The following is an 11,164-nucleotide window of genomic DNA, read 5'->3' on the forward strand; positions in this document are numbered from 1 at the left end:
ACGCACAAACGTATATTTCCCTAAATCTTGACGAGGACAAGCCTTCAAGAGACATAGCGGAGATATAATTTCCCCTTGTCAGTTCTGGCGCAGCCAGATACGGAAGCGCGCTTGGCGCGCATGCGCACGTGAGGGATAGGCGGTTCGCGAGCGATGTAGGCACACAGTCCAAACGCGCCGTGGCAATTTTGCCAGCGGCTCGACCGTCGCAACAAAGGAGCCTTCCGTGTGGGCAGTCATCGTTAACACCATCGCCATTATCGCAGGCACCACCGTCGGATTGCTCTTGCGCCGCGGACTCCCCGACTCAATTACCGACACCGTCATGAAAGCGCTCGGCCTGTGCACAATCGTCATCGGCATTCAAGGAGCCATCGTCGAACAAAACATTTTGCTCCTCATCGTTGCAACGGTTATCGGCGTGGCGATTGGCGAAGCGGGCGATATCGACGGACACGTGAATCGCTGGACCGAAAAACTCACATCGCGATTTACTGGCGCGGGCGAAGGCGCCAAAGTCGCCAATGCATTCATCACATCGTGCCTGATCATGAACGTGGGAGCCATGACTATCGTCGGCTCGCTCGACGCGGGCCTCGTCGGCGACTTCGACATGCTCTACACGAAAAGCCTGCTCGATTTCGTAGCGGGCATTATGATGGGCGCCGCGCTCGGAGTGGGCGTATACGGTTCGGCCGCATTCACGCTCGTGTTCCAAGGAGCCATCGTTCTAACCGCTGGATTCGTGGCCCCTTTCGCGAGCGACGTACTTATTTCCGAGCTTTCAACCTGCGGATCAATCATGATTCTCGCGCTCGGCTTAAATATGGTTGACCTCACGAAGTTCAAAGTGCTCAACTATCTGCCTGCACTTATCGTAGTGCCGTTTGCACTTTGGGCGTTTCAAGCAGCAGGGCTCGCCTAATCGCACGACGGTTCAAGCAGTTCATCGCGCGTAGCCATTCACCGTAGCAACAGCCAATTAAAAAACGAATCGTCGACGGAGCTCCGCCCCCCCCCAACCGTTGGAGCGGCTTCGCACGCTTGACCCTTCAGCCCCGCTTCCATTTTTTCCTTCTTCCCAGTAAATCCCTGGACAATTGTCGAGTACTATGGAAGCACCGTTCATCCCGTAACGACAGGAGCAGCCATGATTGTTACCACCGCAGACGTCATCCCTGGTCAAGCAGTACAAGTTCTGGGTCTTGTTCGAGGCAATATTGTTACCTCGAAAAACATCGGCCGTGACCTTATGGCCGGCATGAAAAGTATCGTCGGAGGCGAGATTGTATCGTACACGCAAATGACCGACGAGGCTCGCCAAGTCGCAGAGGACCGCATGGTCACCGCCGCGCAAAACCTTGGAGCCGACGCCGTTGTCGCCATGCGTTTCGCGAGCGACAGCATCGCCGAGGGTACGATTGAGATTCTTGCGTATGGCACCGCAGTGAAGTTCGCGTAGACAAAGCTTAGGGGCTTGTAAGTTCTATAAGGCTGTTTACCAGGCATTATGCCGTTCTGCAAGTTTTGTAAGCTCTGCAAAATCGGCTAAAAAACAACGACTTGGGATATGCCTGGGATATGCGCGACGCGTTTTCTGGGCGGTCTCAGGCGCGCCACACCCCACTGGAATAAACGCAAAAAAAGGGGCGCCCGAAGGCGCCCCAAATGTCACAGCTCTGTCACAGCGTGTCACAGCTAGCCGCAGCTAGCCGACCATGGCAGGCCAATCATCGCTGATTTCGGCTTGCAATCGGTCCATGCCGCTGCCGAGGCAGCCGGCGTACGGGTCGCCGCCATAAGTCGTGCCGTCATCGCAGACGGTATCCCAATAGCCGACGTGGTCGACGTCCTGCGCACGGTAATAGATCTGGTACCAATTGCTGCCGTCGCTTGTGTAGTAGGCCTGGAGGCCGTCGATGACGGAGCCGTCGCCAGCCGCGCCGTAGACGTAGTCGCTCTTGTCGCTCTCGTAAACCCAGTCCAGCCATCCGTTGGCCTGCGTGTGCACGCGGTAGCGGACGGAGCCCGCGTCGACAGACATGGTGATATAGCGCATCGGCTCATACGGGATGCCCGCGAAGCCGTCGCTTCCGGTGCCGCTGTTGGTGACGTCATCAAGCCAGCCGTAGCCGCCCACATACGCCGCATAGGTCACATTCGGAGACCCTGCAGGCGTGGCGGGCTTTGTGGCCGGCTGCTGCGGCGTGGGGTCTCCCGCCGTGACGTTGCCAGAGTATTGGCCCGTGGCCATGTACTCGCGCACGCCTGCCTTGAAGTCGGCCCAAGATTTGCCGTAGCTAGCGAAGTATCCCGTCGGGTCGGTGTGGTCGGTGCCGCCCCAGATGTACCGGCAATCATTGTGCGATAGCAGGCGGTCGATGCCCCAGCCGCGCTGGTTGAGGTAATCGCCGGCCCATTCGATCGCCTCCGTCCATTGCTTGTTGAAGTCGGCCGAATTGGTCGCATGGGCCAGTTCGATGCCCACTGTGCTGTAGTTGCCGTTGCCGACGTGCCAGCAGAGCGCCCAGTCGGGAACCGTGTGGTACACCACGGAGCCGTCGAGCTCCATGACGTAGTGGACGGCGTAGGTGTCGTCTCGGCTCCAAAGCAGCGTGTGGTTATATGCGGACGCGCCAGGATTGGCGGTCTCGTGGATAACCAAGTACTGCGCCGCGTTGGCGCCGTGGCCGTCGCTTACGATGTCCTCCTGCTGGTCATACGCCAGCGCGGGCACGCAAAGCGTCAGCGCGAGCGCGACGGCGGCCGCGAATGCGGTCGCTCGCTTAGCCGCGTCAGTCATTGGCGGCTCCCTTCAATGCGCTCGCGCCGATGAGCACGCCGATGAGCGCGCCAAAGGCGTTGAGCGTGAGGACAACCGCCGAAGTGTCGGCGAAGCCCCAAGCGGGTCCGACCGCCTGCACGAAAACCGCGAGCGCCGGGCACGCGATGAGGCCGACCCATTTCAGCACGTCGTAGACGCGATTAGGAATCAGCCAATCTGGCACATTCTTCTCTTCCATGTCTCTCCCTTCTTTACAATCCGAAATTGCTCGCCACCAGGCCGAGCACCACGCCCAAGATTGCCGTCAGCACGTAGTCGCTCGCCTTGCGCCACCTGTCGGCAGGCTCCGCTTCGAGCGCGGCCAGGCGCTCGTCCATGCGGTCGATGCGCTCCTGGTTCTGGCGCTCGATTTCTCGCAAGGCGGCTAGCGTCTCAGACAGCGTGTCGAGGCTCTTGCCGTGCGTATCGAGGCGGTTGTCGTGTTGCTCGATGGCCCTCTCATGGGCGCTGTGCTCTGGGCAATGCTCCATCTGCCCTCCCTTCTGTCCGCTGCCCATGTCTTTTCGCCCTCCCGATGCGATTGTGCGGGAGGGGTCACGCGCGGGGCAGGTGTAATGTCATGCCGCTTCGCGCCGAGAAAATCCCAGACGTTTTCGGCGCTGGAATGCCGTTATGCGTCTGGGATTTTTCCGATGCGAAAGGGTTTGAAATGCTGTTTTCCGAAGCCGCGACCATGTACATGTCCGACAAGTCCAAGCGCCTGCGCGGCACCACGCTTGAGGGCTACGAGAGCGCCCTGCGCTGCCACCTGCTTCCGATGTGGGGAGCGCGTGAGGTGGAAGAAATCACCTTCGAAGAGCTTCAAGCCTGGGTCGACGGCTTCGAGAAACCAGGCGCGGCGGAGAAGGCATACAAAACATTCCGCCAGGTGTACCGCTGGGTGCTGCGCCGCCGACAGCTGCGCATCTGGGACGTGACGCAGGGCATCGAGCTGCCGAAGAAGCCGCCCGTGCGCAGGCCCACGCTCACGGCGGATGAGGAGCGCGAGACGCTTCGCGGCATCGTGGGCCAGCCGTTCGAGGCCGCCGTGCTGCTTGGCGCGGCCCTGGGCCTGCGGAGGTGCGAGGCGTGCGCGGTGAGAATCGAGGACATAGACTGGCGTTCGGGCTGGGTGCACGTCAGGCGCGGCCTGCACGTGGTCAAGGGCGAGGAAGTCGAGACGGGTTGCAAGACGAAGCTGTCCGACCGCCGCCTCAAGCTCCCCCGCTTCGCCTTGGAGCGGCTTCGCAAGATTCGCGGAAGCCGCAGGTCTGGCCGGCTTTGCGCACTCGACCCGAACGCCGTCTCGCGTCGCTTCCGATCCTTCTGCCGCCGCCACGGATTGCCGCACGTGCCGATGACGTGTCTTCGCCACAGCTGGGCCACCATCTCGCTAGAGCACGGCGCGAGCATCGAGGACATAGCCGTGAGCTTGGGGCATACGACGGTCAACACCGCCATGGGGCACTATCTGCAAAGCTTCCGCACCGTGGTGGCGCGGGCCAGCGACGCATATACGGCGGCCATGGCTGTTTAGTAATCCGTATCCCGCGAATGGCCCGTAGGCCGCGCGATTTGGCTAGCCAGCTCCGTCACACCGAAGAGCCTCGGATTGCCAGGCACATGGGAAAGCTACCGATGGTCGCTCACCACGAAAGTCGGCTTTGTGGCCGATGTTGATGGCGGCAGGTACGATGTCGCAGGTTCGTGGTTGAAAATTGACGTGTACAGAAACGAGGATTCGCAAAAATGGCACGTGTGGGCCGACGGGATAGGTATTGTCGCGCTGTGGATTAGGACGGCATAGTAATCCGTATCCCGAGCGCCGCGTTTGTTCACGGGGACAAAAATACTCAATGCCGACAGTAATTCCAGCGTTCTTTTCTCGGACGCCGAGTTCGTGAGGCTTTTCGGCCGGAGCTTCAACCGGAATGTCGACGTAGTGCTAGCCATGAGCGGCGATGGCGAGGACATCCCCGTGCACGTCGAAGGTTGCACGTACCTCGGTAACTCGAAGTCGGTTTACGTGACTTTCGACCGCATATGGGAGGTGTCGATAAGAATCAATTACCTTGTCGTGCTTGCTGAATAGTAATCCGTATCCCAATTGCTTTGGAGCGGCAGCGTGCGCAACAGCACCATCACCGTACCAGGCCTTAAGCATCATGCGGCCATAGCGGTGTGCTTCAGCGTCGAAGACCTGTCGTGCGTCGTATCGACGGCAGACGGAAAGAAGAGGGTCGGCGCCGCCCATTCAAACGGCTACAGCCTCGTAGGCGTCGGCGGCTCTTTCGCTGTGTCGGAAAACGCCGTCACGGTTGATGGCGTGACATTCGGAATCTTCGATTGCGATGCGCTCGGCTCGCCGCTCAAATTCAGTGCGGGCGATGCGGCCTACGTGACGGCAATATACGGGCTGTAGTAATCCGTATCCCCGACGGTGCTTTTCGACGGCAAGCCAAGCGAAAGCGAGAGCGTGACGCTCTCCCGAAGCGTGGCGGGCTTTGCGAGAATCACGATCATGTACGAGGACACCGACGGCACTTTCGGTTCTGTCACCGTGCCAATCGAGGACGGCTCATCGTCGATATACGCCACCTTGAGCACAACCGTGGTTGGCCCGATCGGCTGGTTCATCAAGTCGCGCACCGTTGAGATTCAAGGCGCCACGATCAAGACAAGAAAATTCGGCGACGACGACATGGCTGGCGAGGTCGCGAAGGGAAGCTCAAGAATCACAGACATGATTGCGATTCGCAAGGTTCTCGGCCATAAGAAGTAATCCGTATCCCAGCTCACCCACATCGAGGTCGTGTCGGGCACGAGCGACGGCGCCGTGACCGCGCCGACGGTCGAGGGCTACCGCTTCGTGTGCTGGGTGGCCTGCGTATCCGTCGGCTGGGTCGGCATCTGCTATATCGAGCAGCCCACGCTCATGACCTCGAAGGTCTGGTACATCACGCAGAGATGGAACAGCGGCGGCGGCGAGGTGCATTGCTTCGCGCTTTACGCGCGCGCCTAGGCGAAGTACCTGCACACGGCCTTGAATTGTCGTCCCGAGTGCCCATTCGCGAGGTAATTCTTCACCGCCACGCGCCCGTCTGGCATCGCGGCCACCCAGGCCGACATCGGATAGTCCGACTCGTCGAAAGCGACGCAGGCGAAGTCCAATTCGACCGGCGGCGCGAAGCCCTTCGGAATCGTCAGGATAGGCTCGCCTGCGGTTGCCGAGCTGGTCTTGATGGAATTCACGACCAGCTCGACGGTGCTGCCGATGCGCGACAGCGAGCAGCCGTAATTGTGCCAGTCGGAAGCCATGGAGATGCTGCCGAGGCTTTGGGATACGGATTCCCCGAGCGTGGCCAAAGGCGTGACTGGCTCGAAAAGCTTGACAGGCGTGCCCGCGTTGATGCCGTCGAGCGGCACGCGCCAGAGCTTCAAGTCGTTCGCCGTGGTCGCGGGGTCTGCCGCCGCGCCCGTGGTGGGCGTGCCCTTGATTACCACGGGCGTGATGGATTCGATGCCCGCGCTGGTCTTCGCGTAGCGGGCCACCACGAGGTCGTTGCGCTTCTGGCCCTGTGTGCCGCTCTGAATCGTCAAGCTGGTGGCCGCCTGGTTCCAAAATCTTTTGCCGCCGACCATGCCAACGCCGGTGCCGAGCGTCGCGGAATTCGCGCTCGCCATCGTCAGCTTGAAGTCGTCGCCGTAACGGAGCACGCAGTCGGCCTTGCCGACCGTCGCGGTATTGAGCGCGGCCAAATCGTCCGAGCTGATGTGCTTCGTGCCGGTCATGCCGTCCACGATTTCGAATGACATTTACTCCCCCTTCTTAGCCATGAATTCTTGGAAAGCAGCGTCTTGCTGCGCGGCCAGGCGCTTGTACTCGTCTGTGCACGATTTGCAGAGCAGCCTGCTCGCCTTGCTGCCGTACTGGTCGAACCGCTCGACCTCGCGCCAGTCTCCCGCCGCCGCCGCGCCCTGCTGGAGGTACGCGCTCTCGCCGCAGCGGTCGCACGTGTACTTCGTGATGTTGTCTGTCTTCGCCATGTCTTCTCCTTACTTAGTCCTGAGCCACGTGTACGGGCCGATGCTCGGCACCATGCTCCATTCGCCGCCGTAGTCCGACGGGTCGTATCCGTTCGTCTCGATGTACGTCCCGACCGGGTGCGCGGCCAAAAAACCCGCCGCCGCGGAATCGCCCGCGACCACTATCGACAGGTCGCCCGAGCCGTCCCACGTGGCGCTGCCGTTGACCGCGCCCGAGATGGTCACCGCGCGGGCTTTCGCGAGCTTCGCAGCGGATGCCGCCGATTCGGCAGTGGCCGCGCTGCCAGAGACGTTGCACGAGAGCACGTTCCCGACAGGGTTGTATCTGAATGCGTCGTTGTAGACGCGGGCCGTCTCGATTCCCGAATCGCTGAACCATACGTGTCGCGCCACGTTCGCGGTTCCAACGCCGTTGTCCGGCACCCTGCTTGCGGTTGTTGCCCTGTCGGCCGTCTTGGCCGCATCGGCGGTCCCCTGGAGACCCCCTACGAACTTCGGCGCTGTAACGTTGCCCGTGAGCGTCCCGCCAGAAATGGGAAGATATGGATGCGTGTGCGAGGAAGGCGCTGCCCCGATATTCGTGGGCGTTATGTTCGCCGTGGCCGCAGAGCTGCCGTCGTAAGTAGCTACAGTTTCCCCGTTCGCCTGTACGGTGAGCGCCGCAGGGTTCTTCATCGAGGATGGAGCGCCAGCCAGGTCGGCGTACTTGCCGCTCGTGGCCACTCTCGCCAGCCCAGACACCTGCGACGCAGAGTGGGTGTGCGACATGGCCGCGTACACGGCATCTGCCTTGCCCCTGATGTAGGCCCACACCGTGCGGAATGTCACGCGCCCGTATTCTGCCTTGCCGTTAGTATCGCGGCGCACGAGCTGCGTTGAGTCCGTGGGGATGGCTGACCATTGCGGGAGCTTCTCAAGCGACGCGCTCACGCCCTCCGCCGTGTCATCGACCTTATTGTCGAGTTTCTTCTTGTCCAAAGCCGACATGAGGCCCGCCTTCGATGTCGTGGCCTCGGTGTAGGTCGTGTCCTTCGCGCTGATGGTCGCGCCGTCGATGGTCACGTTAGCGCCAGCCGTGAGCGCGTCCTGCTTGCCGGCGATGGCCTTCGCGTTCTTCGCCGCCGCATCGGTCGCGGCCTTCGCGGCTGTTTCGGCCTTGCCAGCAGCCGCGCTCGCGTTGGAGGCGGCGGTCTTCGCGTCGTCGGCCTTCGTCTCGACCGCCGCCAGCGCGGCCTTGTCCACGTCGGCAGAGAACGTGTAATTGCTGAGCGTCAGGCCGCTTCCCGCGTAGTACGCGTGGCCGCCGTTCGAGCTTTCAGCGTTGCCGCTGCTGCTCGTCTTGTTGGTGGTCTCGCTGCCGACCTCGTAGCTGTACGTGGCCACGCCGCGCGATACCTTCACGATCTTCTTCGCCACGGTGGCACTCACGGTGCGCCCGTGGGCGTTGTCGCGGGCGGAAATCACGTCGCCCACGTCCACGTCTATGTCGTCGTGCGCCTCGACTTCCACGCTGCCTTGGGTTTGGTACTCTTGCAGCTTCTTGCGGCCTTCTTCTTCGAGCTTTTCTTCGTCGGCGTTGCTGTAGTCGTACAGCGCCGAAATCTCGTCGACCCCGAAAAGGGTCTGCGTATGCGAGATATTGCCGGCAGAGTCGGCATAGAAGTGGATTACGGCGCGGTTCTCAAGCTCGCCCGTTCCCGCGCAAACCAAATGGTTCACGCAGCGGTAGACAGACGTGAGCGTGAAGTCGAGCAGGTCGGAATCTACCTTGTTGGCGTAGTCGACGATGGGCGGCAGCGAGATTTCCACCTTGCCGCCCTTGCGGCGCATCGCGACCTTGCGGCCATTGGCCTTCGCCATGGCTTTCAGGCCGCTATAGCCGTCCACGAATCGATCGAAGGTGTAGCTCACCGACGTATCGTCTGCGGCGGCTGAGAAAAGCCCAGAAAGCCCCATGCGCTCGATGAGCGACGCGAGCGCATCGCCCGCCTTGCCGCTCACCGACAGGTGGCCGCTTCCCGAATCGGGGAGCAGGCGCTTTCCAGCCAGGATGCCGTGCCAGGTGCGTCCCTTGCACAGCACCGCGCCAGACGCTTCTCGGCCAGCCTCGTAAGTAACCTCGTCGACCACCCCGCCGTACTCCGTGCCGTCGATGAAGACGAATTGGCCCTCTTCGGGCGCGTACGCCGCGTCGCATTCCAGCGAGAACGCGTTCTCGTCGCTGCCGAACGCCAGGTCGAGAGTGAAGTCGGCCAGCTCTCGCACGTTGCCGAGCGCCGAATCGAACACTACCGCGACCATGGCGGCTCACCTTCTTCCTCGTACCACGTCAAGTCGAATCCGAACGAGCGGTCCCAATCGACCTCGTGGGTGCCGGGCGATGCCGGCTGGAAGATGTACTCGCCGCTGTTCAGGCCGTCGCCGCGGCGCGCCTTCGAGAAGGCGTCGACTGTCGAGCCGTCGGCGTTGACCAGGGTCACAGCGCGCGGGCTCGCGAGCGGGTCTACCACGAGGTACCCGCCATCGGGCACGGTCAAGTCGGCCTTGTACCAGTTCCCGTCGATGCGGATGGCGGGATTGACCGCGGGGCCGTAGATCGTGAATTTCAGCGGAGCGGAGCCCCATTCGGAGCCGTCGAAGTATTTCCGCGTTGACGGCACGCCCAGGTCGTACGGAAGGTCGTACGGCAAATCGAGGAATTCGCCGTCGCCGGAGGACGCAGTGAGCGGCTCGAATGAGACCGTGTGGCCCTTGCGCCACACCCCGTCGAGCAGCACGACCGTGAGGGACATGGTCACGTGGCTGCGCGAGATCGACGATGGCTCCGCCTTCGTGACGTAGGCGCGCTGCGACCAGCCGTCGACTTCGAGCCTGCCGGGAGTCCCCTCGGACATGTCCCTGTCGGCGAGCCTGCGCAGCTCGTCCGCGGAAGCCAGCCTCATGAACGCCACGGAGAGCGAGCATTCGCGCGCGGCGCGCGTCACTCCCGACAGCGACATGTAGCCGATCGAGTAATCCCATTCCCGGCCGCGTATCCCCGAGGCGGTGCCTGCGAGCGCCGAGCGGCAGTCGAGGCACGCCTCGACGCCGCCCGTGCCGGATACGTAGGAGAGCCTATGCATACGCAGCCGCCTTCCTGACCTTGCGGCCGAATTCCTTCTCGCCCATCACTGGAGTGCAGTCCGAGATGATCGCTGGGAGGTTGCGCGCGAGCCACGCCACGACCTCGGAGCCTCCGCCGCCGGCGTCGATGCCCTCGCCGATTCCGCGGAGCACGGAGGGGCGCAGCGGCACGACGGCCTCAGGCCCCGCCTCGCCTACGCCGATGACCGAGGCGGAATTGAACACGCCGCCCTTCGCGTACCAGTCGACGGCGACCGACGGCACCGAGCCGGATTCGGCGTCGAATCTGCCGTAGAGCCTGAAATGCGGCAGCGCGCCGACCTGCATCCTTGGCAGGGCGAGGCGCATCGACGAGACGGTCGACTCCATGCGCGCGCAGGCCGCCGCGATCGCCGCGGACGCCGCGGCCGAAGACGACTTCGCCGAATTCGCGAAGTCGGAGAAGGCGGACTTGCCGGCCGTCGCCATGGATTGCGACGCCATCTTGGTCTGGTCGATTCCGCTTCGCGCCTGCTCGGTCGCTGATGCGACCGAAGACCCCATCGAGGTCACGGAGCCCGAGGCGGACGAGCACGCGCCGGCGAAGCCCTGCATCGCGGGCGTTCCCGCCATGAGGCCCGGCACCGCCGCGGCCGCCGCGGCCGCGAGCGCGGCCAGTCCCGCCGCCGCTCCGGGCGCGGAGCCGGCGACGGCCGGCAGCGCCGAGCCCATGGCGGCGAATCCGCTCGCCGAGAGCATGACCGAAGCGGCGATGAGAAGCATTCCGGTGGCGAGCGCGGACACGCCGGCCGAGAGCGCGCCGATCCCCGCGGCGACGAGCAGCACGCCCGCGGCGAGCAGGAGCGTCGCCGTCGCCGCTGCGGCCACGCCGACCGCGAGCGCCGCCAAGCCGGCGGCGGCCACGAGCGAGCCCGCGCCGAGCACGAACATCCCCGCGCCGAGCGCGGCGACGCCGATAGCGGCGGACGCGCCGTATGCCGACACGAGCGGCAGCATCGGCGCGAGGGCGGCGATGCCGCCGGTGGCGAGCGCGATTCCCGCGCCGACCATCAGCGCCGCGGCGCCGAACGCGAGCATGCCGACGGCTCCCGCCGTGAGCGCGGGCCCCAAGGCCGCCGCCCCGAGCGCGAGCGCCGCCACCGCCGCCACCATGCCGAGCATGGCGAGCGC

Annotated in this window: 16 protein-coding genes; 8 read left to right on the forward strand and 8 right to left on the reverse strand. The window is 63.3% G+C overall.

The features are described from left to right. Positions 1-226 precede the first annotated feature (226 nt). Positions 227-925 carry a DUF554 domain-containing protein gene (locus DMP05_RS08265; protein ID WP_123219996.1) on the forward strand — a complete coding sequence of 233 codons (699 nt, stop codon included), beginning with the start codon at positions 227-229 and terminating at the stop codon, positions 923-925. Between the two features lie 225 nt (positions 926-1,150). After that, positions 1,151-1,462, forward strand: a complete 312-nt coding sequence (locus DMP05_RS08270) for a YbjQ family protein (protein WP_123219997.1) — start codon at positions 1,151-1,153, stop codon at positions 1,460-1,462. A gap of 246 nt (positions 1,463-1,708) precedes the next feature. Here DMP05_RS08270 and DMP05_RS08275 read toward each other — a convergent pair whose 3' ends face one another. Genes DMP05_RS08275 through DMP05_RS08285 form a run of 3 tightly spaced genes read right to left on the reverse strand, consistent with a single transcriptional unit; the run spans position 1,709 to position 3,342 of the window. Beyond that, entirely contained in the window at positions 1,709-2,803 is a 1,095-nt protein-coding gene (locus DMP05_RS08275; protein WP_123219998.1) for a peptidoglycan recognition protein family protein, read from the reverse strand. Then, a complete protein-coding gene (locus DMP05_RS08280) occupies positions 2,796-3,023 on the reverse strand; it encodes a phage holin (RefSeq protein WP_123219999.1) in 228 nt (75 codons plus the stop codon). Before DMP05_RS08280 ends, DMP05_RS08275 begins: the two co-directional genes overlap by 8 nt. Before the next feature lie 13 nt (positions 3,024-3,036). Then, on the reverse strand, positions 3,037-3,342 hold the full coding sequence (locus DMP05_RS08285; protein WP_148039717.1) for a hypothetical protein: 306 nt from the start codon (positions 3,340-3,342) through the stop codon (positions 3,037-3,039). A gap of 152 nt (positions 3,343-3,494) precedes the next feature. Between DMP05_RS08285 and DMP05_RS08290 the strand changes: the two genes are divergently transcribed. From DMP05_RS08290 to DMP05_RS08315, 6 genes are all read left to right on the forward strand, one after another. Beyond that, on the forward strand, positions 3,495-4,361 hold the full coding sequence (locus tag DMP05_RS08290) for a tyrosine-type recombinase/integrase (protein ID WP_161957510.1): 867 nt from the start codon (positions 3,495-3,497) through the stop codon (positions 4,359-4,361). A 75-nt stretch (positions 4,362-4,436) separates the two neighbouring features. Further along, positions 4,437-4,631, forward strand: a complete 195-nt coding sequence (locus DMP05_RS08295) for a hypothetical protein (RefSeq protein WP_123220002.1) — start codon at positions 4,437-4,439, stop codon at positions 4,629-4,631. Positions 4,632-4,766: 135 nt separating this feature from the next. Beyond that, a complete protein-coding gene (locus tag DMP05_RS09845; RefSeq protein ID WP_161957511.1) occupies positions 4,767-4,916 on the forward strand; it encodes a hypothetical protein in 150 nt (49 codons plus the stop codon). 33 nt (positions 4,917-4,949) lie between these two features. Further along, positions 4,950-5,246 carry a hypothetical protein gene (locus DMP05_RS08305; RefSeq protein WP_148039718.1) on the forward strand — a complete coding sequence of 99 codons (297 nt, stop codon included), beginning with the start codon at positions 4,950-4,952 and terminating at the stop codon, positions 5,244-5,246. 54 nt (positions 5,247-5,300) lie between these two features. Continuing rightward, positions 5,301-5,606 (forward strand): hypothetical protein, encoded by a 306-nt coding sequence (locus tag DMP05_RS08310; protein ID WP_148039719.1) that lies wholly within the window; start codon positions 5,301-5,303, stop codon positions 5,604-5,606. A 54-nt stretch (positions 5,607-5,660) separates the two neighbouring features. Then, positions 5,661-5,846, forward strand: a complete 186-nt coding sequence (locus tag DMP05_RS08315; protein ID WP_148039720.1) for a hypothetical protein — start codon at positions 5,661-5,663, stop codon at positions 5,844-5,846. On the opposite strand, the gene DMP05_RS08320 is transcribed toward DMP05_RS08315, so the two are convergent. From DMP05_RS08320 to DMP05_RS09850, 5 genes are all read right to left on the reverse strand, one after another. Next, a complete protein-coding gene (locus DMP05_RS08320; protein WP_123220007.1) occupies positions 5,843-6,640 on the reverse strand; it encodes a hypothetical protein in 798 nt (265 codons plus the stop codon). The genes DMP05_RS08315 and DMP05_RS08320 overlap by 4 nt on opposite strands. Beyond that, entirely contained in the window at positions 6,641-6,871 is a 231-nt protein-coding gene (locus DMP05_RS08325; protein WP_123220008.1) for a hypothetical protein, read from the reverse strand. It abuts the gene before it with no gap. Positions 6,872-6,880: 9 nt separating this feature from the next. Then, positions 6,881-9,172: a hypothetical protein gene (locus tag DMP05_RS08330; RefSeq protein ID WP_123220009.1), complete on the reverse strand. Its 2,292-nt coding sequence runs from the start codon at positions 9,170-9,172 to the stop codon at positions 6,881-6,883. Further along, complete coding sequence (locus tag DMP05_RS08335) at positions 9,160-9,993, reverse strand: hypothetical protein (RefSeq protein ID WP_123220010.1); 834 nt, start codon at positions 9,991-9,993, stop codon at positions 9,160-9,162. Before DMP05_RS08335 ends, DMP05_RS08330 begins: the two co-directional genes overlap by 13 nt. Further along, on the reverse strand, positions 9,986-11,164 hold a 1,179-nt coding region (locus tag DMP05_RS09850), incomplete at its 5' end, for a hypothetical protein (protein ID WP_425303944.1). The genes DMP05_RS08335 and DMP05_RS09850, both read right to left, overlap by 8 nt.

Origin of the sequence: Slackia isoflavoniconvertens (assembly GCF_003725955.1) — a bacterium.
Lineage (GTDB): Bacteria > Actinomycetota > Coriobacteriia > Coriobacteriales > Eggerthellaceae > Slackia > Slackia isoflavoniconvertens.

What these genes read in the sequence shown, in the direction of transcription:
- DMP05_RS08270 (WP_123219997.1), top strand. Translation starts at nt 1,151, where the DNA reads ATGATTGTTACCACCGCAGACGTCATCCCTGGTCAAGCAGTACAAGTT.
- DMP05_RS08275 (WP_123219998.1), bottom strand. Translation starts at nt 2,803, where the DNA reads ATGACTGACGCGGCTAAGCGAGCGACCGCATTCGCGGCCGCCGTCGCG.
- DMP05_RS08280 (WP_123219999.1), bottom strand. Translation starts at nt 3,023, where the DNA reads ATGGAAGAGAAGAATGTGCCAGATTGGCTGATTCCTAATCGCGTCTAC.
- DMP05_RS08285 (WP_148039717.1), bottom strand. Translation starts at nt 3,342, where the DNA reads ATGGGCAGCGGACAGAAGGGAGGGCAGATGGAGCATTGCCCAGAGCAC.
- DMP05_RS08290 (WP_161957510.1), top strand. Translation starts at nt 3,495, where the DNA reads ATGCTGTTTTCCGAAGCCGCGACCATGTACATGTCCGACAAGTCCAAG.
- DMP05_RS08320 (WP_123220007.1), bottom strand. Translation starts at nt 6,640, where the DNA reads ATGTCATTCGAAATCGTGGACGGCATGACCGGCACGAAGCACATCAGC.
- DMP05_RS08325 (WP_123220008.1), bottom strand. Translation starts at nt 6,871, where the DNA reads ATGGCGAAGACAGACAACATCACGAAGTACACGTGCGACCGCTGCGGC.
- DMP05_RS08330 (WP_123220009.1), bottom strand. Translation starts at nt 9,172, where the DNA reads ATGGTCGCGGTAGTGTTCGATTCGGCGCTCGGCAACGTGCGAGAGCTG.
- DMP05_RS08335 (WP_123220010.1), bottom strand. Translation starts at nt 9,993, where the DNA reads ATGCATAGGCTCTCCTACGTATCCGGCACGGGCGGCGTCGAGGCGTGC.